We start from the raw sequence: 23548 nt of genomic DNA, 5'->3' as shown, positions 1-23548 counted from the left end.
CCCGTTGAGAGTCGCTACGCTCGGATACCAAACCTGGGGCCACCGTACCCTGCAGGCCTTGATCGACTCCGATCACGAGGTCGTGCTGGCAATCACACACCCGAAGAGCGAACACGTCTACGAACAGATGTGGGCGGACTCGGTTGCAGATCTGGCGGCCGAGAACGGTGTACCCGTTCACGTGGCGAACAAGCCTGACGACGCATTCAAAGCCGCGCTGGCCGAAGCAGCTCCCGACATCATCGTCGCCAACAACTGGCGTACCTGGTTGCCTGCGGAGGTCTTCGACGCACCGAAGTACGGCACCCTCAACATCCACGATTCGCTGCTGCCCAAGTACACGGGCTTCTCCCCGCTCATCTGGGCTCTGATCAACGGCGAAGAAGAAGTCGGGCTCACGGCGCACCTGATGGACGAGGAACTCGATGCGGGCGACATCGTGCTGCAGCGATCGACGACGGTCGGCCCGACCGACACCGTCACCGATCTGTTCCACCGCACGATCGACATGATCGGCCCCATCACACTCGACGCCCTGGATCTGATCGCGTCCGGCCGTACCGACTGGACGCCGCAGGACCGATCGCAGGCCACGTTCTTCCACAAGCGCGCACCGCAGGACAGCCACGTCGACTGGTCCTGGCCCGCCGAGGTCATCGAGCGTTTCGTCCGGGCACAGTCCGATCCGTACCCCAACGCTTTCGCCGAGTTCAAGGGCCAGCGCATCCGCATCCTGAAGGCGTCCGTCTCACGCGGGCACTACGGCGGAACCCCCGGCCGAGTGTTCATCCAGGAAGACGACGGCATGGTGATCGTCGCGGGCCCCGACGCGTGGTCGGGCAAGAACAAGGGACTGCGGATCGAGCGCGTCCGACTCGACGACGGCAGCGAGTACACCGCCGCCGAGTTCTTCCCCCACGGCGGCGGGTACCTCACCTGATCGCCGGATCAGACCCCCTCAGTACAAAATCCAGTACAAACCCCTCAGTCGCGACCTTCCCAGGCCGCCCACAGTTGTGCGTAACGCCCGCCCGCGGACACCAGTTCGCGGTGCGGGCCTTCTTCTACGATCTGTCCGTGTTCGAGCACGATCACTCGGTCGGCGCCCGCAGCCTGCGTAAGCCGGTGTGCGACAACCAGAGTGGTGCGGCCCTCCGTAGCGGCGTCGGCAGTCGCTTCCAGTTCCCGCGCTCCGGCGCTGCCCGCCTCCGCTGTTGCCTCGTCCAGTACGGCGACGGCGGGATCGGCCAACACCAGTCTCGCCAAAGCCAACTGCTGCGCCTGCGCCGCTGTCATCTCGTGCCCGCCTTCGCCGACGACGGTCAGCATTCCCTCGTCGAGAGCCTCCACCCACTCGTACGCGCCGACCGTCCGCAGTGCCGCGGCAACGTCCTCGTCCGAGGATTCGGGAGCCGCCAATCTCAGATCCTCGATCAGAGGTCCGGCAAAGACATGGACCTCCTGACTCACGATCGCGATGTGGCGTCGTAGGTCGTCGAGGTCGGCAAGCGGGACACCGCCGATCGACACCCGGCCCGACGTCGGAGTGATCGAACCGGCAGCGATCGCCGCGAGCGTCGTCTTTCCGGCTCCGGTCGAACCGACGAGCGCCACGCGTTCCCCCGCTCGCAGTGTGAGGCTCACTCCGTGGAGAACCTCATGACCACCGTCGTAGCTGTGCCGAATGTCATCCAGACGCAGCGAACCGTCGGCCGGAACGGAACCTGCATCCGTCGAAGGCTCCGTTTCCTCGATCTCGACGACGCCGACCAGTCGCGCGAGGCTGGCGCCGGCCGACTGCACTTCGTCGAAGGTGTAGAGCAGTGAGCCGATCGGGTTGAACAGGCGGTGGAACAGCAGGGCAGCAGTCGTCGTCTGGCCGACTGTCACGACGTCCTCACGGACCAGCAGGAATCCGACGACGAGAATCATGGACAGGCCCACGAATTCGGCGCGGTTACCTCGACCGGCGAACCTCGTGAACAGGCCGAACACTCCGACTGCCAGATCGCGCGCTTTTGCCGACGCCGCATCGATCTGCCCGAGGTGTTCCTTCTCGAGGCTGTACGCGCGGACCGTCTTCGCACCCTGGAGACTGCTGATCAGCGCTTGTGAACGAGCGCCCATCGCTACCCGCTCGGCTGCGTAAACAGGAGCCGAGCGTGGCAGGTACCACTTAAGCGCCAGCGCGTACATCGGCAGCGCGACCATTCCGGCCAGACCGAGTCGCCAGTCGAGTCCGAGCATGGTCACCATGCTCAGAGCCACGAGCAGAACCGCCGCGATCATGCCGGGAACCACGTCGGACACGGCCTTGGCGATCACCGACACGTCGTCACCAACTCGTGAGAGCAGATCGCCCTTGCCGACCTTCTCGACGGTCTGGATCGGCAGGCGCAGTGCCCGGTCCACGGTCCGCTCTCGCAGATCCGCCAGGATCGTCTCACCGAGCCGCTTGATCAGATAGGCAGCCACACCGGTGAACACACCGCCCACGATTGCGGCAGCGGCGATGATCACGACCACCCCGACGATCGTCGACGTGGGCGCGTTGTCCCGGACCCGGTCGACCAGGACGCCGAAGACGTAAATCGGCACCAAGGCCATCGCCGACGCCGAAGCCGCGACGATCAGGACCAGCAGGCTCTGCATCCGGTGTTCGGTCAGCGCCGCCCGCAACCACTTCCAGGTCTGGCGACCACTCGCGATCGGCAACAACTCGCGCTCTGTCACCTTCTCTGCGTTCTCCCCGGCCGGCATTTCGGTTGTCGTGTCCGTGGCCGTCACCGCAGCACCGCTCCTCGGTAGTTCGCGTCGCCGCGAGAGAGTTCGGAATGTGTGCCCGTCGAGGCGATCACTCCGTCGTTCAACACGATCACCCGATCCGTCACGGCCAGCAAGGCGGGGCTGCTGGTGATCAATACCGTCGTGTGGATGCCACCGGCACCCTCGTGCCGCAGTTGTGCGATTCCTTCGGCGATCGATGCCTCGGTAACCGCGTCCACCGCCGTCGTCGGATCGTGCAGGACCATCACGGGTGCCTGTGCCACCAAGGCGCGCGCGAGGGCGACGCGTTGCCGCTGGCCTCCCGACAAACTGGCGCCCCGATCGGTCACTTCGAGGTCGAGACCGTCCGGATGTGCGTCGACGACATCCGCCGCTGCCGACGCCACCAGAGCACTCTGGATGTCGAGAGCAGCGGCATCACCGGCGCCCGCGGTGACGTTCGACGCAAGCGACCCGGAGAACAGATCGGTGATGTGCGGCTCCACCAACACCGTCCGACGTGCCAATCGCAAGTCCATGTCGGACAGGCTGATTCCGCCAACCCTCACCACTCCGCGATACGCGTCCTGCGCCAGCTGACCGGACAGGACCGCGACAAGAGCGTCGGCGTCCTGCGGCTGGTAAGCCACGACGCCCAGCAGTTCTCCGGCAGGCAGATGCAGGTCGATGCCCTTGAGCGATTTGTACTCGACTCTGTCGAGAGTCAGGTCGGTGCCTTCGAGTTCGGTCTGCGAACCCGCGCCACGCAGTGGCTCCGCGTCCAAGACCAGTGCCAGTCGATCCGACGACGCTCGCGCCACCGCGAAGTATCCGGGAATGGACGCAAGCAAGCCGAGCGGTTCGATGATGAACTGCGCAAGCCCCACCACGGTGATCAGTTCACCGACCGTGATCCGGCCCTGCAACGCGAAGTATCCCGCGAAGCCCGCAACACCGACCGCGAGCAACGCACTGATGGTCGCGGCAACGCCGGTGTAGATACCGGTCGCCTTGGCCGTGCCGATCGTCGATGCGAGCGCTTGACGGCTGACCGTGCGGTAGCGCGCCGACGCGGTCTTCTCGCCGCCGATACCGCGCAGCGGACGCAATCCGCTGACCAGATCCGTAGCCATCGCCGACGCCCGAGCGATCGACGCCTGCTGGCCGGTGGCCCTCGACGTGATGAGAGGCGCCGCCAATTGCAGCAGACCGAGAATGACCGGCGTTCCGATCAGAACGGCCAGCCCCAGCCAGAGGTCGATCCACACCAACGCCACCGCCGACGCCACCGCAGCTGTCAGGGCCGCAGCGGCGCGCGGGACGATGTCCGCGATCCACGAAGTCTGCTCGGCATCGGATGTCGAGACTGTCAGCAATTCACCCGAACGCAGATCGGTGCGCACCCCACGCGGATCGAGGACGCGGTGCGCCACCTCGAGCCGGAGGCGATGAGCCTCCTGCTGCATCGCGGTGACGATGAAGCGTGCGCCGAAGCGCCAGGCGGCCGTCAGAACGAGAAAGAGAGCCGCGAGACCGACGATGGAGACGATCAGGGCCGTGGTGTCCGAAGTCTCCACCGCACGGTCGATGATCACACCGATGGAGATCGGCACCGCCGTCTCGGTCAGTTGGTGCAGACAGACCAGAACCGTGCCGATGGCGAGCGGGCCACGGTTACGGACGAGGACACGTCGCAAAATCGCAGCACCGCTGTGATTGCCACTATCCGGCTCGTCCGAGTCGACGGTCACACTCGAGGGGGTCGAACTCATGGAACTCCAAGCATCGATGGAAGCGATAAAGTTGAGTACAGAGATAAGTAAGTCGACCCTAATACATGAGCAACTAGCGTCGACACGCCCAGTTCTCATAGAGTCGCGAGTAAGAACCATTGCTTGCGCCGTGCAGGCAAGCACGAGAGGAACATGATGGCTGAGAACACGACCGTCGAAACCGAGATCGCGGACGAGGACCTCGAGCCCGTAGCGGACGAAACTGCTCGTCAGGCACAGCGCGTCGTCGCTGCCTACGCGGAAGATGCCGACGAGTGCAGGATGCTGCTCTCGATGCTCGGTATCTCCCCCGCCGCCAAGCTCGACTGAATCTTTCCCTCACCGACCGAGAAGGAACCACGTGCCTGTCAGTCCGGATTCGACCAGTTCAACCCTTTCTGACAGCGCACCTGCTTCTTCGACCGGTGAAGCCGTGTCCGGGCAGGCTGAGTTCGTTGTCGTAGCGAACCGCCTGCCCGTCGACTTGGAACGGCTTCCCGACGGCACCACCCGCTGGAAGCGAAGCCCCGGCGGACTGGTCACCGCTCTCGAGCCGATCCTGCGCAGCAATCAAGGCGCGTGGGTGGGCTGGGCGGGGGTGGCGGACGCCGAGCTCGACCCCATCGTCGAAGACGGGCTCGAGCTCTACCCCGTGCCGCTGAGCGCCGAGGAGATCAACGAGTACTACGAGGGATTCTCCAACGCCACCCTCTGGCCGCTCTATCACGACGTCATCGTCAAACCCGAGTACCACCGCGAATGGTGGAACGCCTACGTCGAGGTGAACCGGCGATTCGCCGAAGCCACCTCCAAGGCAGCGGCACAGGGCGCGACAGTCTGGATCCAGGACTACCAGCTGCAGTTGGTACCGAAGATGCTGCGGATGCTGCGCCCCGACCTGACCATCGGCTTCTTCCTGCACATTCCGTTTCCCCCGGTCGAGCTGTTCATGCAGATGCCGTGGCGCACCGAGATCGTCGAAGGCCTCCTCGGCGCCGACCTCATCGGCTTCCACCTTCCGGGTGGCGCACAGAACTTCCTGTACCTGGCCAGACGCCTTGCCGGGCAACAGACTTCACGTGGAACCGTCGGCGTCCGCTCCAAACTCGGTGTGGTGCAAGTAGGTTTCCGTAGCGTCCGCGTCGGCGCCTTCCCTATCTCCATCGACTCCGGCAAGCTCGACGAGCTCTCGCGCACCAAGGCAATTCGAGACCGCGCCAAGCAGATTCGCAAAGAACTCGGAAACCCCAAGCACATCATGCTGGGCGTCGACCGCCTCGACTACACCAAAGGCATCGACGTCAGGCTCGCTGCGCTCCACGAACTTCTCATGGAGAAGCGCATCGATCCCGCCGACACCGTCATGGTGCAGCTGGCGACCCCGAGCCGCGAACGCGTCGAAAGCTACGTACAGATGCGCGGAGACATCGAGCAGAAGGTCTCCCGGATCAACGGCGAGTTCAGCGAAGTCGGCCGCCCCGTCGTCCATTACATCCATCGGCCGATCCCACGCGACGAACTGGTCGCGTTCTTCGTCGCCGCCGATCTCATGCTCGTCACGCCGCTGCGTGACGGCATGAACCTCGTCGCGAAGGAATACGTCGCCTGCCGCAGTGATCTGGGTGGTGCATTGCTGCTCAGCGAATTCACCGGTGCCGCAGCAGAACTCCGCCAGGCATTCCTGTGCAATCCTCACGACCTCGACGACGTCAAGGATTCGATGGAGAAGGCCCTCAATCAACCGCGCGAGGACGGCCGGCGCCACATGCGTGCGCTACGTCGTCAGGTCCTGACGCACGACGTCGACCGCTGGGCGCGCTCGTTCCTCGACGCGCTCGCACACGGCGGTGCCGCAGGCCCGGCGCTGATCGCCCCGGCCGAAGCCCAAGACCACTGAGGACAGTGCACAAAGGCTGAGGCCGCGGAGAGTGAATCTCCGCGGCCCCAGCCTCTTTCGTACCCGACTCCAGCCTTCGTGTGTTTGATCAGAAGGGTTGGACGTTGTTCACGAGCCAACGCCCGTCCTGCTTCTCCAGACTCATCTTCACGCGACTGCCACTGGCAACGGCTTCGGGCGATTCCGAAGACGTCGTGATCTGATTGAGGAACAGCATCGTCGTCGCGCTGTCTGCCTCGGCGTCGAGAACCGCGGCGCCCTGGACGACGACCTGAACGGTCAGCGACTTTTCCTTGGCTCCCGGAATGATCACCGACTCGATCAGGTTGGTGAACGTGCCTTGAAAATCGCCCGTCAAACCGTCTGTGGCTGCATGCAACTGCTGGTCGACGTTGTTGTAGTCGTACTGGAACATCGCTACCGCCTGATCGGAAGAGGCCTGTGCCACTTCGTCTCTGGTCTGATCGATCGCTGCGGTGTCACGCGTTCCGTCCGGACCGAAGTAGAGATACGCCGACACTGCCGCCAACGCGATGGCCACTGCACTGATGACGCACAGGATGATGGCGAGCGGTGAGGCGCGCTTCGGCTTCGGCGAAACTTGCTTGGACGTCTCGGGGTTCACTTCTGGGGTCATGGCACAAACTCCACATTCGAGGCACGCAATTGCCCGTCGACGTCGCACATGGTGATTCGGAGTCGGTAGTTGCGTTCAGCGGGCGCTTCGTCGCCGTTCTTCTGCATCGCACGCACCGCGACCAATGAAGTCCCGCAATCGCCGTCGGATTTCTCGAACCCGGCTTCGAGCACCTCGCCGTCGGTCTGAACTCCGGCCTGCCCGAGGACGTTGACAAACGAATCCTTGCGTCCGTCGAACTGCGACTTGAACTCGTCGGTGGTGCCGGCGAGGAACTTGTCGAGGTCGGCAGCCGCTGTATCCGCGTGCAGTGTCGTCAGATTCAGTGCGGTGGTCCGGGCACCGGCCACGTAGCGGGCTCGGTCCTCGTCGGCATTGGACGCCTTGTTCCGGTCGACGAGAAGAAACACCGTCAGGGCCGCAAGAGCAACAGCGATCACCGAAGCAATGGCGATCCCGACTACCAACCCGGCCTTGGGCTTCGAACGAACAGGGGTGTCCACAGCAGTTTCTGCGGGGGTTTCGGCGGTACCGGTCGGCTCAGCCTCGGTCGTGACCTGATCACCGCTGACGACCTTCTCAGGTGGAGTATCGGGCTTGCCCAAAGCAACTGGCGCCGCCGCCTTCTGCTCAGCCACCTTCTGCTCAGCCGCCTTCTGCTCGGCTGGCTTCTGTTCGGCCGACTTCTTTTCGGTGGGCACTACTACCGCGGCAGCGTCTGCATCCGCACCCGTGGGTCCGGCGCTGCGGGACGCGCGACGGCGCACCCGCTGCCCGGCCTGTGGATCTTCGTCTGTCATCAACCCTGCTGACCCTTCATGAACTGTTCGAGACTGACGTCGCCGCCACCGAGGTTCGGTTGCGAGTACGTCCTTCCGTCCGGCCCGATGTACGTGCCTGTAATCGGATCGTACCGACGAGCCGAGACCGAAGGCGTCGACGTGTACGAGCTCGGGGTCGCGGTAATCGGTTCCGGAGGCCCGGATTGCGGGTTCGTGCCCATCGGTACGTAGCCGGAACGGCACTGTTCGACCGTCGGCGCACGACGTCCCGGATACTCCTCGCAGGGAAGGTTTCTCGCGCCGCGCACGGCGATCGGCGAATCCTGGGCAACCTGGCAGAAGAGATCCGACGGCGTCTCGATCGGTGATTCGTCCTTCGGACTGCGCCACTGCTCTGCGGGCAGGAATCCTGTAGTGCACGGCGGCGGGTCGTTGACCTCCATGTGGAAGTCCACCAGTGCACCATCCGCAGCCGGGCCGGAGCCTGCCACCGTGACCAGCGCCGCGGCCAGCGGCGGGTAGATGACCAGAATCTGCTCGATCGCGTTGTTGTAGATCACGCCGACCTGTCCGACGGACACGAGGTTCGCCAGAAGAATCGGCAATGTCGGCTGCATGTCTTGCAGAAGAGCATTCGCCTCCGCCGCTGCGGCCGGACCCTTCTGGATGACGGCACGCAGATCAGGGTCGCTGGCGCGGAGCTGGTCGGTGAACGTCACCAGATTGCTTGTCCAGGAACGGATGGCGTCGCTGCTGACCACCTGGGTGTCCAGGAGTGGACCGGCCTGCTCGATCAGGGTCTTGGTCGCGTCGGAGTTGTTGTTCGCCTCTTCGACGAACAGCCGAGCCGAGTCGATCAGCTTCTGCAGATCCGGGCCGGCACCGTTGAACGCCTTGAAGGATTCGTCGATGACGGTCTTGAGCTTGGTGTCGGAAATGCTCTGCAGCAACAGATCTGCCTGATCGAGCATCGCGCCGACATCCTGGGGAATGCTGGTTCGGTCTTCGGGAATCACCGATCCGTTTTCCAGATGCCCGTCGACCACGATCGCTCCGGAGCTGTCGGTGTGCGGAATCAGATCGACGAACTGCTCGCCGATCGCCGACACACTCTTGACCGCAGCGTTGACGTCCGAGGGCACCTTGACGCCGCTCTCGAGAGACAGTCGCGCATTCACGCCCGTTTCCGACAACTCCACCGCGTTCACGACACCGATGGTCTGACCGCGGTAGGTGACGTTCGAGTTCTTGTACAGCCCACCGGTGGCGGGCAATTCGACAGTGACGTCGTAACGGCCGATACCGACCATCGCCGGAACACGCACGTACTGAGTGGCCATCACGATCAAACCGACAACCGTCAAGACGGCGAAGATGGTGAGCTGGATACGGACGAACTTTGTGAGCATCATGGTGCCGGTGCCCCCTGAGGAAGTCCTGGAATGTTGATCGGCGGAAGTCCCGGAATCTGAATGGTATTCGGATCCGCTGCCGGGGCCTGCGCAGCGGGAGCCTGTCCGGCGGGAGCTTGTGCCGGCGGTGCGGCAGGCTTGAGCGGATCGCTCAACGGGTTGCCTGTCTGTCCGGCGAGCCCCGCCTGCTTACCCAACACGCCTTCTGGTCCGGAGAGTGTTCCGGCCAACGGAGTTCCGGTGAGGAAGTTCGCGTCGAGTCGGGGCAGCGAGATGTCGATGGTCATCGCCAGGTTGGCGTAGTCACCGCGGATGACGTTGTCGATTCCGTTCTGCGGGAACGGGAACGTCAAGAGGACTCCGAGAACCTGAGTGAGAGCGTTACCCGAATCCGCCAAGGCCTTCAGAGTCGGCGAAAGAGCCCGAACATTGGTCGCGAAATCGTCGCCGCTCTCCTGGATGACGCGACTGGCCACCTCGCTGAGACCACCGAGGGAGGTCAAGGCGTTGGTGATGTCCTGACGCTGAGCGACAAGAACCTCGAGTGCCGGTGGAATACCTTCGAGTGCTTTGTTCAGGGTGTCGTGCTGGGCCTGGACCGTCGAGGACAGTCGATCGAGTCCCTCCATCGCCGAAACGATGTCGCCCCGTTGCTTGTCCAGACTGCCGACCAGCTGATCGAGCTGAGGCAGGAGGTCGCGAACCGAATCTTCACGCCCACCGAGAGCGGCGTTGAGTTCCTTCGTGATGTCCTGAACCTGAGCGAGACCGCCGCCGTTCAGTACCACCGACAGCGACGACAGCGTCTGTTCCGTCGTCGGGTAAGCGCCCGCCCGCTCGATCGGAATCAGGTCACCGGCTTCGAGTCGGCCCTCGGGCTCCTCCCCTACCGGCGGCGCCAACTCGATGTGCTGAGAGCCGAGCAAGCTGGTCTGACCGATTTTTGCCGTCGCGTTGGCCGGCAACTGAACCTCGGGATTCAGCGACACCGTCACCAGAGCGTGCCAGCCTTGAACCTCGATGTTCGAAACGCTTCCCACTGCCACGTCATCCACCCGGACGGGCGAATTCTGCGACAGCGTAGTCACGTTCGGCATCTCGATCTGAACCTCGTATGCGCCTTCGCCCCGGCCTTGAGTGCCTGGCATCGGCACCGAGTTGAGACCGTTCCATTCACAACCGCTGGCGCCGAGTGCCACTGCCGTGGCCAACACGGCAACCGTGGTCTTGCGAGCTACCCGCATCAGTTCCCTCCGCCCATGTTGAAGAGTTCGGCGAGATCCTTGGGCACACTCGTCATGGGAGCACCCGACATCGGTCCTGCGACGGTTTCCGGCTGATTCTGACTTGCCGCTTCCAATCCCGGTTCGGTGTAGACGATCTGATCCGGGAAAGCCTGCACGCCCGCGACCGGGTTGAACAGGAATCCGGGGTAGTTGCCGATCATCGTGCTGAGCACCGGCCCGAGGTACTGCTTACACAGGTCGGCACTGTTCTGGGAGTTACCACTCTCGATACCTTCGATGGAACCACAGATCCACTGGATCGGATTCTTGAAGTTACTCAGTGCAATTGCGCCGGTCATACTGCCCTGAGCCGGCTTGTAGATCTGATAGAAGTTGGCAAGCGACGTCGGTCCGGAGTGCAGAACCTGCTCGATCTCCGGGCGCTTGTCAGTCAGTACCTGAGTGGCATCGGCGAGACGCGCAACCGATTCGCTCAGTCCCTCGCTGTTGTCCTTGACGAACCGCTGGACGTCGCCGACGGCCAGGTCGAGATCACTGAGGGCGGTACCCAACTCGTCGGAGCTGCTTGCGAGAACGCTTGTCACCGAAGCGAGGTGACCGCTGAACTGCACGATCTGCTCGTTACTCGAGGACAACGCAGTGACAAATGCCTGCAGGTTCCGAATGGTGGAGAACAAATCGGTCCGGCCTTCGGACAGCGTGTGCATCGTGGCCGAGAGTTCGCGCAGCGTCGACCGAATCGACTCACCGTTACCGTCGAGGTTCGTTCCCACGGTGTCGATGAATCGACCGAGGGAACCCTGATCGTCCAGACCCTCCGGTCCGAGTGCGTCCGACAGTTTGGTCAGTTCGGTCTTGATCTCGTCCCACTCCACCGGAACGGCGGTGCGCTCGATCGGGATTTCGCCGCCGTTGGGCATCTGTTCCCCGCCGGAGTACACGGGGGTCAATTGCACGAAGCGTGCGGACACGAGGCTTTGAGCAACGATGAGCGCCTTGGCATCTGCCGGAACGTCGACGCTCGAATCGATCTTCATCTCGACGTAGGTGTCCCGATCACGCGGTTCGATCTTGGTCACCTTGCCGACGTTGACACCGAGCACTCGCACGACATCGCCCTCGTAGAGACCGGTGGTCGAGACGAAGTGCGCGGAGATCTTGGTCTTGCCCAGGCCTGGGATGAAGAGGTAGGCCGCACCGGCGACGAGCAGCGCGACCAGCACACCCGCTCCGATCAGCACCCACTTCTTGCGTGGGTTGGTGGAGCCCTGTGGATCCTGTGAAGTCATGGTCTCGGTCATTCTCCCGGCCCCCTGATCGTCGGTGGAATACCGGGAAAGAAGTCTTCCAGGTCGCCCGGAACCTGCTCGGGCGCGACGCTGGTGTCCACCAGGGTCTTCCACCAGTTGCTCGGCAGAATGTTGATGATGAAGGCGTCGAAGAACGGGCCGCTGGCCACGGTCTCACCGAGCGCGGTGATGTACGGTCCGAGTCCGTCGAGCGCTCCCGCGATGTTGTCCTTGTTCTGCTGGAGAACCTCGGCGACCGAATTCAGCTTCTCGAGGGTCGGCCCCATCTGGGCCTCGTTCTCCTGCACCAGCGCTGACAGTTGACGTGAGACTGCGCCGGTGTTGACGATCAGTTCGCTGATCGCGTCACGCCGCAAGCTCAGCTCGGCAAACAACTTGTTGCCGTCGACCAGCAACGAATCGATCTGACCGCTTCTGTCGGAAAGGATCTTGGTGACATCTTCGGCCCGCGAGAGCAATTGGAGCAGGCTCTCGTCGCGTGAGTTGATGCTCTGCGAAAGCCGCGTCATTCCGTCCAATGCGGTGCGAAGTTCTGGCGGAGTATCGGCCAGGGTGTCCGAGATCGCGTTGAGCGAATCGTTGATCTGTTCCGTGTCGAGTTCGGACACCGTTGTCCCGAGGTCACCCAGAGCGTCGTTGAGCGAGTACGGGGAGTTGGTGCGTTCGACCGGAATCGGCGTGTCCGTCCGCAACAGTCCGGATCCTTCCGGCCGTACCGCCAACGACTTTCGCCCGAGAACCGTGTTGGTCTTGATATCAGCCGCTGTCTGCTCGCCCAGGGCGACGCCGTCCTGAACGGTGAAGGTGACCAACACCTTCTGGTCGTCGAGTTCGACGTCGCTGACCTTGCCGACCTTCACGCCGGCCATGGTCACGTCGTCGCCGGTGACCAGGCCGCCGGCATCTTGGAAGTACGCCGAGTAGCGAATGCCACCGTTGATGAACTGGAGTTGATCGTATTGAAGCGCGGCACCGACGGTTGCCACCGCCAGGACGAGACCTATGACACCGATCTGTACCGGATTACGTTCACGGGTTGGGGTCATGAGACTTTTGCGCACCTTCCCGTGTCCTGAACTGCCGTGGGCAAGATGATCGTCGTCCCGTCGGGTCCGGAGAACTTGAAAGTGTTGGCGCACAGATAGAACTGGAAGAATGCTCCGTACGTGCCCACTCGGATCAGCTTCCGGTAGTCGGACGGCAGACGATCGAGAGCGGTGTTGATGTCGTCCTTGCCCAGGTCCAGCTGCGTCATCGTTCGGTTGGTCTCCCCGATCAGCGTCTGGATGTCCGGACGTGTCGCCTGCAGCAACGACGCGAGATCTCCCGTGGCACCGGCGATCTCGGTGATCGAATTACCGATCGGGCCACTGTCCTTCGCCAATCCACTGACCAACTGCTGGAGCTGATCGATCGTGGTGGAGAACTGATCGCCCTTGTCGTTGATGGTGCCGAGTACGTCGTTGAGATTGGTGATGACGTCCCCGATCAGCTGGTCTCGGTCCGCCAACGTGCTGGTGAACGAACTGGTGTTTCCCAGCAACGAAACCAGCGTTCCGCCCTGGCCCTGGAGTACCTGCAGCAGGGCCCCGGAGAGGTCGTTGACCTGCTGCGGGTCGAGCGAACGAAGCAGCGGCTTGAATCCGCCGAGCAGCAGATCCAGATCGAGAGCGGGCGACGTCTGATCGACCGGAATGGATCCTCCCGACGGAAGCGTCTCGGTGGAACCGGCGCCCTCGAGCAGTTCCATGTAGCGATCGCCCACCAGGTTCTCGTAGCGCACAGTCGCTTTGGTGCTCTTCATCAGCGAGTACTTGGTGTCGACGTCGAACTCGACCTCGGCCTGGTTGGAGTCACCGATGGACACTCCGGTGACCGACCCGACCGGAACACCGGCGATGCGGACCTTGTCGCCGGACTTGAGTCCCGAGACGTCCGAGAAGGTGGCGTGAAATCCGTTGCTGCTGCTGAAGCGCACCTGACTGAAGACGATCGCCAGTCCGGCGAAGATGACCGCCATGACGACGGTGAAAATCAGCAGCTTGACCGTGGTCGGTCTCATCACTTCCCGTCTTCCTGCTCGTAGGAGTCACCGAAGAGATACTGGAAAATGGTCGGCACGGTAACGCGCAGTTCGGTGTTGGGAACGAAGGGCACGTTGCCGGTGTTGGTGACTGCGAACGGTGCATGCCCGTCGACCTTCGGATCGAATTCGGGCAGACCATAACAATTGGGTCCTCCGGAGGCCGCGACCTTGGGGAGAGATTGCGGATTCTGGTACGCCTCGGCGCCGTACATGAAGCTCGCACTCAGCATCAGTGCCGCTTTGTCACCGGTGCCTGCCAGTGGCTCGAACTTGATCCGGCCGTCGTTCAACCCGACGATGAAGCACGTCAGACCCGACGAGTACTTGTCAAGCAGGGTCGTCGTCGCGGTCAGAGTGTCGAGGGCGGTGGTCAGGTTCTGCTCGTTGTCGGTCAACAACGCGTTGCCGGTGTCCGCGAGGCCGGTGACGTTGAGCAACAGCAAGTCGAGGTTTGCCTGCTCGGCCACGATCGATCCGCTTGTCGCGGTGGCGTTGTCGAGGATGCGCATCAGATCCGGTGCCACGTCGGCGTACAGATTGGTGACATCGGCGGCGCCGACCAAGTCTTCCTGGAGCTGCGGCAGAACCGGATTCATCTTCTTCAGATAGGTGTCACCGAGCTCGAGAACCTCACCCAGCGACTCGCCGCGCCCGTTGAGTGCAGTGGAGATCGCGCCGAGTGTGGCGTTGAGCTTTTCCGGTTCGATCTTCGCGAGTACGTCCGAAAGATGTTCGAAGACACTGTTGAACTCGACGGTGACGCTGTCCGAAGCGATGACAGCACCCTCCTGGATCGGCTGGGTCGACGGATCGTCGGGAATCACGATGTTGACGTACTTCGCACCGAACACCGTGGTGGTCTTGATCTCCACCCGGGCGTTCGACGGAATCTTCGACATCTGGCCCGGATCCATCGCCAACTTCAGGTTTGCCTGGTCCCCGACGAGTGAGATCGACTCGACGCGGCCGACCTGCACTCCGCGCAACTTCACCTTGGCATTGGGTTCCATGACGAGGCCGGCACGCGTGGACGTCACGGTGATGGGCGTGCTCTTGGTGAACCCACCCGAGAACATGGTGAGAGCAACGGCGACGATCGCCACGAGTCCGAGGACCAGGCCGGCTGCGGCCAACTTCTTGTGCCATCTGGGTACGGTCATCGCTTGCCCGCCTATCCCGACAGGTTGAAGTTGCCGGACCCGCCGTAGATGGCGAGTGAGATGAGCAGGGTGACCGTGACGACCGCGATCAACGAGGCGCGCACTGCGTTACCCACCGCGACACCGACGCCGACCGGGCCACCGGTTGCGTTGAAGCCGTAGTAGGTGTGGATGAGCATGACGGCCAGCGCCATGACTATCGCCTGGGCGAACGACCACAGTATGTCCGTGGGTATCAGGAAGGTCGTGAAGTAGTGGTCGTACACGCCGCCGGACTGGTTGTAGAGGAACACCGTCGCAAAGCGGCTGGCGACGAACGACGCGATGACCGCCAGTGAGTACAGCGGGATGATCGCGATCATGCCGGCCATGACGCGGGTGCTGACCAGATACGGAATCGACGGGATCGCCATCGTCTCCAGCGCGTCGATCTCTTCGGAGACGCGCATCGCACCGAGCTGCGCGGTGGAGCCGGCGCCGATGGTCGCGGCGAGGCCGATTCCGGCGATGACCGGCGCTGCGATGCGAACGTTGATGAAGGCGGCGAAGAAGCCCGTCAGTGCTTCGACGCCGATGTTGCCCAGCGAGCTGTAGCCCTGAACGGCGATGGTGCCACCGGTGAACAGTGTCAGGAATCCGACGATCACGACGGTGCCACCGATGACGGCGAGCGCACCGGTGCCCATGCTGATCTCGGCGATCAGTCGCAGAGTTTCACGTGGATAGCGCATCAGCGCCTTGGGAGCGTGACCGAGAGCCTTCGCGAAGAACAGCGCTTGATCACCGATGCTGTCGATACTGCGAGAGATCGAGCCGATCTGTCGACGTGTGCGCGGGAAGCGTCCCGCTGCGGCCAACGCCATCAGATCTCCTCCCGTCTGTCGTTTGTCGTTCTGTCCACTTCGATCTCTCCGACTGCCGTGGGCCTCATCCGGCCGTCAACTTGATACCGATGGTCGTGATGAGCACGTTGACGACGAAGAGCGCCATGAACGCGAACACGACGGTCTGGTTGACCGCGTCACCGACGCTCTTGGCGCCGCCTTTGACGTTGAGTCCGAGGTAGGCCGCAACCAGGCCGGCGATCATGCCGAACAGCCCTGCTTTGACCATGGAGAGCATGAGCTCACCGAATCCGGTGAGCAGTGTGATGCCGTTGACGAAGGCGCCGGGGTTCACGTCCTGGATGAACACGGAGAAGACGAAACCGCCGAGGATGCCGATGGTGCAGACCAGTCCGTTGAGGAGCAGCGCCACTCCCGTCGACGCGAGCACCCGGGGAACGACCAACCGGTGGATCGGATTGATACCGAGCACCTTCATGGCGTCGATCTCTTCGCGAATGGTTCTGGCCGAGAGGTCCGCGCAGATGGCGGTTGCGCCGGCGCCGGCGACGATCAGCACGGTGACGATGGGGCCGACCTGCGTGACGGTGCCGAGGGCAGCTCCGGCACCACTGAGGTCGGCTGCACCGATCTCGCGCAAGAGAATGTTGATGGTGAAGCTGACCAGCACAGTGAACGGGATTGCGACCAGCACCGTCGGCACCATCGAGACTCGGGCCACGAACCAGGCCTGATCGATGAACTCTTGCCGCTGGAAAGGGCGGGAGAAGACTGCCCTCAAGGTTTGGGCGGACATCTGAAAGAAGCCACCGACCGCTCGTAATGGCACCTCGACGAGGTCTACCATTCGCCCTCCTCGTCCTTGGTTGCCGCAGTACTGTCTGTTCTCATAGTCCAGCCCCCGACAGCTTGTGACTCAGGTCATATTAACTAGAACGTGTTCACCTGTCAAAAACAAGTGTCCAACTCTAAGGAGTAGCCTCACGGCGCCGATCCGAAACCGGAAGATCGGAGACATGGGAAGCATCCCTTTTCGATGCGATTTTCGCCGAAATATCCTGGAAATTAATACTTTTGAATGATCGGCGCCTTTCGGCGCCAGGTTCGAAATTCAGCCATGCGAGAGCCTTGACTGGGCACGCCGATCGAATATCGCATCGTTCGCAGGAATGCAAAATTGGAACACAGTCCAGTTTTTTCGAGACCGTTGGTCTCGTTACAGAACGCAGGCAAACTGCCGCGCCCACCGACTCGTGAACACGCTATTTCTACCAGGAAGTGGACACGTAGACCGTCTGAGTGTGAACAACGGTTCTACGTGTCGCGCACCCGAGAATCAGCGCCGTCGATCAGCCCAACGCGCGCAGGGCCGCCGATGCCGAGAACATCTTTGCCGGGTCACGGTCAGCGAAGTAGTCACCCATCACCGCGGACAGCGTTTCCGGCGACCAAGAATCTCCCTCGGCGTCGAACCGCTGCTCGACGACGGGCGCCGCCATCAGCGCAACCATCGGTCCGTACACCACGAATACCTGACCGTTGACGGCGTCGGCCGCCGGTGACGCCAGGTACGAGACGAGCGATGCCACATGCTCGGGCGAGAGCGGATCGATGCCGTCGGCCGGCGCGTCACCGAACACACCTTCGGTCATCGACGTCCGTGCCCGCGGGCAGATCGCGTTGGCCCGAACGCCGTAGCGCGAGAGCCCACGTGCGGCCGACAACGTCAGCGCCGTGATTCCGGCTTTTGCAGCGCCGTAGTTGGGCTGCCCTTCCGGTCCGAGAAGGCCCGCCTCCGAAGAAGTGTTGACGATGCGCCCGTACACCGGCGCCCCGGCTTCCTTGGATTTCGCCCGCCAGTAGGCAGCGGCGTTGCGGCACAGGAGGAAATGGCCGCGAAGATGAACTTCGAGTACCAGATCCCAGTCTTCGTCGGACATGTTGAACAGCATCCGGTCGCGTACGACGCCGGCATTGTTGACGACGATGTCGACACTGCCGAACTGCCCCTGCGCTGCTTCCATCAGTGCGTCGGCGGTAGAACGCTCACCGACGTTGCCTGCCACGAATTCGACTTTGGCGCCGAGACCGCGGATCTCCTCGAGCGTTGCTTCGACGGCCTCGTTCGGGGCCAGATCGTTGACGACCAACGACGCACCGGCCTTCGCCAGACCGATGGCCTCGAACTTTCCAAGCCCCGATCCGGCACCGGTCACGATGGCGACCTTGCCTTCGAGACTGGTTTCTGGGCTGTTCACAGCATTCATCGAAGCGCTCTCCCGGTTCTCTGCGGTCGTGTGTCGAGTTACCCGGCTCGATTGCCGTGACCCACGAGTTCGCAACTTTAGAACGTGTTCTTGTTTTGGGCAACCATCGTCACGGATGTTCGGTCAGCGCCGCACGCGGGCACTGAGCGATCGCGGAACGGACATCTTCCCAGCGATCCTCCGGCGGACGCACGGAACTGATCACGAGCTCCTCGTTGTCGTCGAGGTCGAAAATATCGGGTGCGATCCCTACGCACACGCCGTTTGCCTCGCAACGGTCCAGATCAACCCTGACCTCCATGGCGATTCCTCTTCTCTACTCACTACTACTGGCGCGAACACGGATACGAAACGAGTGCCGCAGGGCTGTGCCGCACACCGTTCCTGGCGATAACACTAGAACCTGTTTCAGTCGTGTGCAATGATTCGAAAAAGTACCGAGAACGGACGTCGAACGATCCGCCGGAGACGGCGAGAGCGTCCCTTGTCGCCGATGTACGCATCGATAGAACCTGTGTCAATCGAATGGTTGACGCTTTGATTCGTAGCTCTATGGAGAGGTAACCATGCACATCACCTACACCCCTGAGCAGCAACAGCTCCAGGAGGAGTTGCGTGCCTACTTCGCACAACTGATGACTCCCGAGCGGCGTGAAGCACTCGCTGCCACGACGGGTGAGTACGGCGAAGGCAATGTGTACCGCGAAGTCGTCGCGCAGATGGGCCAGGACGGCTGGCTCACGCTGGGTTGGCCGAAAGAGTACGGCGGACAGGAACGCTCCGCGATGGACCAGCTGATCTTCACCGACGAAGCTGCCATTGCCGGTGCGCCCGTGCCGTTCCTGACGATCAATTCCGTAGCGCCGACAATCATGCATTTCGGGACGGACGAGCAGAAGGCCTTCTTCCTGCCCAAGATCTCCCGCGGTGAGCTCCACTTCGCGATCGGTTACTCCGAGCCCGAGGCCGGCACCGACCTGGCGTCTCTGCGCACGTCGGCCGTCCGTGACGGTGACGATTACGTCATCAACGGGCAGAAGATGTGGACGAGCCTGATCCAGTACGCCGACTACGTGTGGTTGGCGTGCCGCACCGATCCGGAAGCCAAGAAGCACAAGGGAATCAGCATGCTGATCGTCCCGACCACCGCAGAAGGCTTCTCCTACACCCCGGTTCACACCATGGCCGGCCCCGACACCAGCGCCACTTACTACCAGGACGTACGGGTCCCGGCGTCGTCGATAGTCGGCCAGGAACACGGCGGCTGGGCACTGATCACCAATCAGCTCAACCACGAGCGTGTTGCCCTCACCTCGGCCGGACCGATTCTGACCGCGCAGCGTGAGGTCCGCGAGTGGGCACAGAACACCAAGCTGCCCGACGGCCGACGCATGATCGACCAGGAATGGGTGCAGATCAATCTGGCTCGCGTGCATGCCAAGGCCGAGTACCTGAAGTTGATGAACTGGGAAATCGCCTCCGCAACCGATCACGCTCCCGGCCCCGAAGCGGCGTCGGCCAACAAGGTGTTCGGTACCGAATTCGCCACCGAGGCTTACCGCTTGCTGATGGAGATCCTCGGATCCTCCGCCACGATCAGGCAGAACTCCCCCGGCGCTCTTCTGCGTGGACGCATCGAACGCATGCATCGTTCTTCGCTGATCCTGACGTTCGGCGGCGGTACCAACGAAGTGCAACGCGACATCATCGGAATGACAGCTCTGCGGCTTCCCGCATCGAAGCGATAAGGACCAACGATCATGGAATTCACCCTTACCGAGGCCCAGCAGGACCTGTCCGGACTGACACGATCCGTCGTCGCCGAACTGGTCACCAACGACCGCCTTCGTGAACTCGACGCCGCCGAAGACCGTTTCGACGCCCTCTTGTGGAATGCTCTGGCCTCGGCCGGCGTTCTCGGCGCGGCTCTTCCGGAATCGGTGGGCGGCGACGGATTCGGTGTCCTCGAGCAGTGCAGCATCCTGGCCGAACTCGGCCGCGGCGTCGCAGCTGTTCCGTTCCTGACGTCCATCGTCGGGTCCGCCGCAGCGATAGCCGAATTCGGCTCGGACCAACAGCGAGACGAATGGGCGAGCGCTGCCGCTGCCGGTGAGAAGATACTCACCGCGGCCCTCGCCGAGGAATACAACGACGACCCGGCGCACCCGATCACGCGTGCCGAGAAGACCGCCGACGGTTGGCGCATCGACGGAGCAAAGATCACCGTCGACAGTGCTCCGCTCGCAGATCTGTTCCTCGTCCCCGCCATCACCGAGGACGGTGTCGCGGTCTTCCTCGTCGAACCGTCGGACGCGGGCGTGAGCATTACCAGGCAATCGACCACGGATTTCTCGAGTGCGGCCCTGGTCGAGTTCGATTCGGTGCAGATCCCGGCCGATCGTGTTCTCGGCTCGGTTGCCCAAGGATCCGACATCGCGGCATGGATCGTCGAACGAATTCAGCTCGGTTCCAGCGCCTACCAGTACGGGGTGCTCGATCAAGCGCTGAAGCTGACCGCCGAATACGCCACCGAGCGTGTGCAGTTCGGCCGTCCGATCGGTAGTTTCCAGGCAGTGGCCCAGCGCCTCGCCGACGGATACATCGATGTCAAGGGCGTGCGCCTGACTCTCTGGGCCGCAGCGTGGCGTCTGAGCGAAGGACTTCCGTCCGACGGGGCCGTACAGACGGCCAAGTTCTGGGCTGCAGATGCGGGACACCGCGTCGGGCACACAGCTGTTCACGTTCACGGCGGTGTCGGTCTGGACGAGGACCATCCGGTTCACCGCTACTTCCTCGCGGCCAAGCATCACGAGTTCCTGCTCGGCAACGCAACAGATCAGCTTCGCGCACTGGGCAAGGAACTTGCCGCAGTTCCTGCCTGAGTGCGTCCCACCGAGTGGAAATCCATGACCTGGTCCGAGACGAATCGATGATGATGCAGCTATGAGTCAGAGCCCCACTGTTTCCGATCTACTCCTTGGAGTCAGCGAGATCGACGACCGCGGTATCCGTTTCGAGGACCAGGTCATCACCTGGCGCGAGCACATTCAAGGCTCGTTCGATCGAGCAGCGCTGCTGGACACGCTGCTCGATCGAACGCGCCCCAGGCATTTCGGACTTCTGATGGAGAACGTCCCCGAGTTCTCGTTGCTGCTCGGAGCGGCATCGTTCTCGGGTTCGGTCGCCGCCGGGCTGAACACGACCAGGCGCGGCCCGGCATTGGCGCGAGACATTGCGCTCTCCGACTGCCAGGTCATCTTCACCGAGAACAACCAGGCACATCTACTCGACGACATCGATCTCGGCGACGTCCGGGTGATCAACGTGGATTCTCCGGCCTGGGCGGAATTGTTGGCGCCCTTCGCCGATACGCCGGCCTACGCGTCGACGGCGCAGCCCGACGATCTGTTGATGCTCATCTTCACTTCCGGAACCAGCGGTGATCCCAAAGCGGTTCGGTGCACGCACCACAAGTTGGCCTCTCCCGGGGTCATGCTTGCCGATCGTTTCGGGCTCGGCGCCGACGACGTCGTCTACATGGCGATGCCCATGTTCCATTCCAACGCGATGATGGCGGCGTGGACGGTCGCGCTGCACGCTCGTGCGGGAATTGCCATGCGACGCAAGTTCTCCGCTTCGGGTTTTCTACCCGACGTTCACAAGTACGGAATCACGTACTCCAACTACGTCGGAAAGCCGTTGTCCTTCATCGCTTCCACCCCCGAGGTGCCGAACGAGCGGGACAACACCTTGAAGATCATGTACGGCAACGAGGGTTCGGCGCCCGCCGTCGCCACCTTCGTCCGGCGCTTCGACGCTCGCGTCATCGACGGCTTCGGTTCCACCGAGGGCGGCATTTCGATCTCCGCGGCACCGGTTCCCCGGCCCGGCGCCCTCGGACTGCTCCCGGACGGCGTCAAGATCCTCGATCCCGAGACCGGAGCGCCATGCCCGCCTGCAGTCTTCGATGCCGACGGCCGGATCACCAACGCCGACCAGGCAACTGGTGAACTGGTCAATGTCACCGGCCCAGGCACGTTCGCCGGGTACTACAAGAACCCGGAAGCCGACGCCGAGCGAATGCGCAACGGCCAGTACTGGAGTGGCGATCTGGCGTACACCGACGTCGACGGTTACGTCTACTTCGCGGGACGCAGTTCCGGTTGGCTGCGAGTGGACGGCGAGAACATCGGTGCCGCACCCATCGAACGCTCCCTGGTCGGTTACCCGGGCTTCGCGCAGGTGTCCGTGTACGCAGTCCCCGACAGCGACGTCGGCGACCGCGTCATGGCGTCGGTGATTCCGGTCGGCGATGTCGACAACTTCGACCCGGCAGCCGTAGCCGAATACATCGATTCCCGGCCGGAACTCGGGCCGAAGCAGAAGCCGACCTTGATCCGAGTGTGCAGTGAGTTCCCGAGAACGGCGACGTTCAAGGTGGTCACTCGAACGCAGAGCGCCGAACGCTGGAACACCTCCGATCCGGTGTGGATCCGACGGCGTGGAGAATCCGACTTCCAATTACTCACTCCCGAAATGGCACTCGGCCTCGAGAAGACGCGAGAGCCCGTCTAGCCCGATATCTCAGTAGTGCTGAGCAAGCGGTTTGTGCGCCGACACCGTTTTGTAGAACTCGGTGAGCCGAAGCTGTGATGCCGCTGCATCGTCGATCACCACCGTCGCGTGTGGATGCAGTTGGAGGACCGATGCCGGGCACACCGCGGCCAGCGGCCCCTCGACGGCAGCGGCAATCGCAGCGGCCTTGTGCTCGCCGGTCGCGATCATCACCAGATGCTTTGCTTCGCAGATAGTTCCGAGGCCCTGGGTGATCACGTGCCGTGGTACGTCGTCCGGACTCTCGAAGAATCGGGCGTTGTCGGTTCGAGTCTGTTCCGTCAGCGTCTTGACCCTGGTCCTCGAATTCAGTGAGGACGTCGGTTCGTTGAAACCGATATGACCGTTGCCGCCGATGCCCAGAAGTTGAACGTCCACCGGACCATTCGACGCAATCGCCCGGTCGTAGGCCGCCGCGGCGGCAAATGGATCCGGCGCGGTTCCGTCGGGGCTGAATACCCTTGCCGCGTCCAGGTCCAGGTGATTCACCAGCTCCGTTCGGATAACCTGGGCATACGACTCAGGGTGGCCTTCCGGCAGGCCGACGTATTCGTCCAACAGGAACGCCTGCACGCCGGCAAAACTCAACCCTTCCTCGCGGTGACGGCGCGCGAGTTCGCGGTACACCGAGAGCGGTGAAGATCCTGTCGCCAGGCCCAAAGTCCGTGCACCTGAATGCACCGCGTGTTCGAAGATGTCGGCAACAACGGTGCCGGCCGCCTCCGCACTGTCGACAATGACAATTTCCATCGG

General features: G+C 62.7%; 21 protein-coding genes. 6 read left to right on the top strand and 15 right to left on the bottom strand.

Going from position 1 to position 23548, the window contains the following annotated elements:
• Positions 1-4 precede the first annotated feature (4 nt).
• Positions 5-940 (top strand): methionyl-tRNA formyltransferase, encoded by a 936-nt coding sequence (locus tag ACVZUB_RS04700; protein ID WP_007734348.1) that lies wholly within the window; start codon positions 5-7, stop codon positions 938-940.
• A gap of 44 nt (positions 941-984) precedes the next feature.
• On the opposite strand, the gene ACVZUB_RS04695 is transcribed toward ACVZUB_RS04700, so the two are convergent.
• Together ACVZUB_RS04695 and ACVZUB_RS04690 are read right to left on the bottom strand one after the other, a co-directional pair.
• A complete protein-coding gene (locus ACVZUB_RS04695) occupies positions 985-2760 on the bottom strand; it encodes an ABC transporter ATP-binding protein (protein WP_042920544.1) in 1776 nt (591 codons plus the stop codon).
• Positions 2761-2783: 23 nt separating this feature from the next.
• Positions 2784-4538, bottom strand: a complete 1755-nt coding sequence (locus tag ACVZUB_RS04690; RefSeq protein WP_082239007.1) for an ABC transporter ATP-binding protein — start codon at positions 4536-4538, stop codon at positions 2784-2786.
• A 156-nt stretch (positions 4539-4694) separates the two neighbouring features.
• Here ACVZUB_RS04690 and ACVZUB_RS04685 point away from each other — a divergent pair, with 156 nt between their 5' ends.
• Both ACVZUB_RS04685 and ACVZUB_RS04680 read left to right on the top strand, forming a co-directional pair.
• Positions 4695-4868 (top strand): hypothetical protein, encoded by a 174-nt coding sequence (locus ACVZUB_RS04685; protein WP_164490548.1) that lies wholly within the window; start codon positions 4695-4697, stop codon positions 4866-4868.
• Between the two features lie 103 nt (positions 4869-4971).
• Positions 4972-6435: an alpha,alpha-trehalose-phosphate synthase (UDP-forming) gene (locus ACVZUB_RS04680; protein WP_085989962.1), complete on the top strand. Its 1464-nt coding sequence runs from the start codon at positions 4972-4974 to the stop codon at positions 6433-6435.
• Between the two features lie 88 nt (positions 6436-6523).
• On the opposite strand, the gene ACVZUB_RS04675 is transcribed toward ACVZUB_RS04680, so the two are convergent.
• The 12 genes from ACVZUB_RS04675 to ACVZUB_RS04620 all read right to left on the bottom strand — a co-directional run bounded on the left by ACVZUB_RS04675 (position 6524) and on the right by ACVZUB_RS04620 (position 18482).
• The gene (locus tag ACVZUB_RS04675; RefSeq protein ID WP_007734345.1) at positions 6524-7072 is read right to left on the bottom strand and encodes a hypothetical protein; all 549 of its coding nucleotides are present in this window, start codon (positions 7070-7072) and stop codon (positions 6524-6526) included.
• A complete protein-coding gene (locus ACVZUB_RS04670) occupies positions 7069-7872 on the bottom strand; it encodes a hypothetical protein (RefSeq protein ID WP_207624131.1) in 804 nt (267 codons plus the stop codon). The genes ACVZUB_RS04675 and ACVZUB_RS04670 overlap by 4 nt, the downstream gene beginning before the upstream one ends.
• Positions 7872-9266 carry an MCE family protein gene (locus tag ACVZUB_RS04665; protein ID WP_063314999.1) on the bottom strand — a complete coding sequence of 465 codons (1395 nt, stop codon included), beginning with the start codon at positions 9264-9266 and terminating at the stop codon, positions 7872-7874. Before ACVZUB_RS04665 ends, ACVZUB_RS04670 begins: the two co-directional genes overlap by 1 nt.
• Entirely contained in the window at positions 9263-10510 is a 1248-nt protein-coding gene (locus tag ACVZUB_RS04660; RefSeq protein ID WP_020968506.1) for an MCE family protein, read from the bottom strand. Before ACVZUB_RS04660 ends, ACVZUB_RS04665 begins: the two co-directional genes overlap by 4 nt.
• Positions 10510-11814, bottom strand: a complete 1305-nt coding sequence (locus ACVZUB_RS04655; protein ID WP_007734341.1) for an MCE family protein — start codon at positions 11812-11814, stop codon at positions 10510-10512. The genes ACVZUB_RS04660 and ACVZUB_RS04655 overlap by 1 nt, the downstream gene beginning before the upstream one ends.
• Positions 11811-12869, bottom strand: coding sequence for an MCE family protein (locus ACVZUB_RS04650; protein ID WP_003945728.1), 1059 nt, complete (start codon positions 12867-12869; stop codon positions 11811-11813). The genes ACVZUB_RS04655 and ACVZUB_RS04650 overlap by 4 nt, the downstream gene beginning before the upstream one ends.
• Complete coding sequence (locus tag ACVZUB_RS04645; protein ID WP_007734337.1) at positions 12866-13885, bottom strand: MCE family protein; 1020 nt, start codon at positions 13883-13885, stop codon at positions 12866-12868. The genes ACVZUB_RS04650 and ACVZUB_RS04645 overlap by 4 nt, the downstream gene beginning before the upstream one ends.
• The gene (locus ACVZUB_RS04640) at positions 13885-15069 is read right to left on the bottom strand and encodes an MCE family protein (RefSeq protein WP_003945815.1); all 1185 of its coding nucleotides are present in this window, start codon (positions 15067-15069) and stop codon (positions 13885-13887) included. The genes ACVZUB_RS04645 and ACVZUB_RS04640 overlap by 1 nt, the downstream gene beginning before the upstream one ends.
• Before the next feature lie 11 nt (positions 15070-15080).
• Positions 15081-15932, bottom strand: coding sequence for an MlaE family ABC transporter permease (locus ACVZUB_RS04635; protein ID WP_003945759.1), 852 nt, complete (start codon positions 15930-15932; stop codon positions 15081-15083).
• Positions 15933-15996: 64 nt separating this feature from the next.
• A complete protein-coding gene (locus ACVZUB_RS04630) occupies positions 15997-16761 on the bottom strand; it encodes an MlaE family ABC transporter permease (RefSeq protein WP_003945687.1) in 765 nt (254 codons plus the stop codon).
• A gap of 502 nt (positions 16762-17263) precedes the next feature.
• The gene (locus ACVZUB_RS04625) at positions 17264-18181 is read right to left on the bottom strand and encodes a 3-oxoacyl-ACP reductase (protein WP_007734334.1); all 918 of its coding nucleotides are present in this window, start codon (positions 18179-18181) and stop codon (positions 17264-17266) included.
• Between the two features lie 109 nt (positions 18182-18290).
• A complete protein-coding gene (locus ACVZUB_RS04620; RefSeq protein WP_007734330.1) occupies positions 18291-18482 on the bottom strand; it encodes a ferredoxin in 192 nt (63 codons plus the stop codon).
• Positions 18483-18747: 265 nt separating this feature from the next.
• On the opposite strand from ACVZUB_RS04620, the gene ACVZUB_RS04615 reads away from it, so the two are divergent.
• From ACVZUB_RS04615 to ACVZUB_RS04605, 3 genes are all read left to right on the top strand, one after another.
• The gene (locus tag ACVZUB_RS04615) at positions 18748-19929 is read left to right on the top strand and encodes an acyl-CoA dehydrogenase family protein (RefSeq protein WP_003945878.1); all 1182 of its coding nucleotides are present in this window, start codon (positions 18748-18750) and stop codon (positions 19927-19929) included.
• Positions 19930-19941: 12 nt separating this feature from the next.
• Positions 19942-21063, top strand: a complete 1122-nt coding sequence (locus ACVZUB_RS04610) for an acyl-CoA dehydrogenase family protein (RefSeq protein WP_064111888.1) — start codon at positions 19942-19944, stop codon at positions 21061-21063.
• Positions 21064-21124: 61 nt separating this feature from the next.
• Positions 21125-22756 (top strand): long-chain-fatty-acid--CoA ligase, encoded by a 1632-nt coding sequence (locus ACVZUB_RS04605; RefSeq protein ID WP_064111891.1) that lies wholly within the window; start codon positions 21125-21127, stop codon positions 22754-22756.
• 9 nt (positions 22757-22765) lie between these two features.
• Here ACVZUB_RS04605 and nagB read toward each other — a convergent pair whose 3' ends face one another.
• Positions 22766-23545, bottom strand: coding sequence for a glucosamine-6-phosphate deaminase (gene nagB / locus ACVZUB_RS04600; protein ID WP_054827937.1), 780 nt, complete (start codon positions 23543-23545; stop codon positions 22766-22768).
• Positions 23546-23548: the final 3 nt, after the last annotated feature.

It is taken from the genome of Rhodococcus sp. OS5, from assembly GCF_056837585.1.
This window is presented reverse-complemented; position numbering and strand designations above follow the sequence as displayed.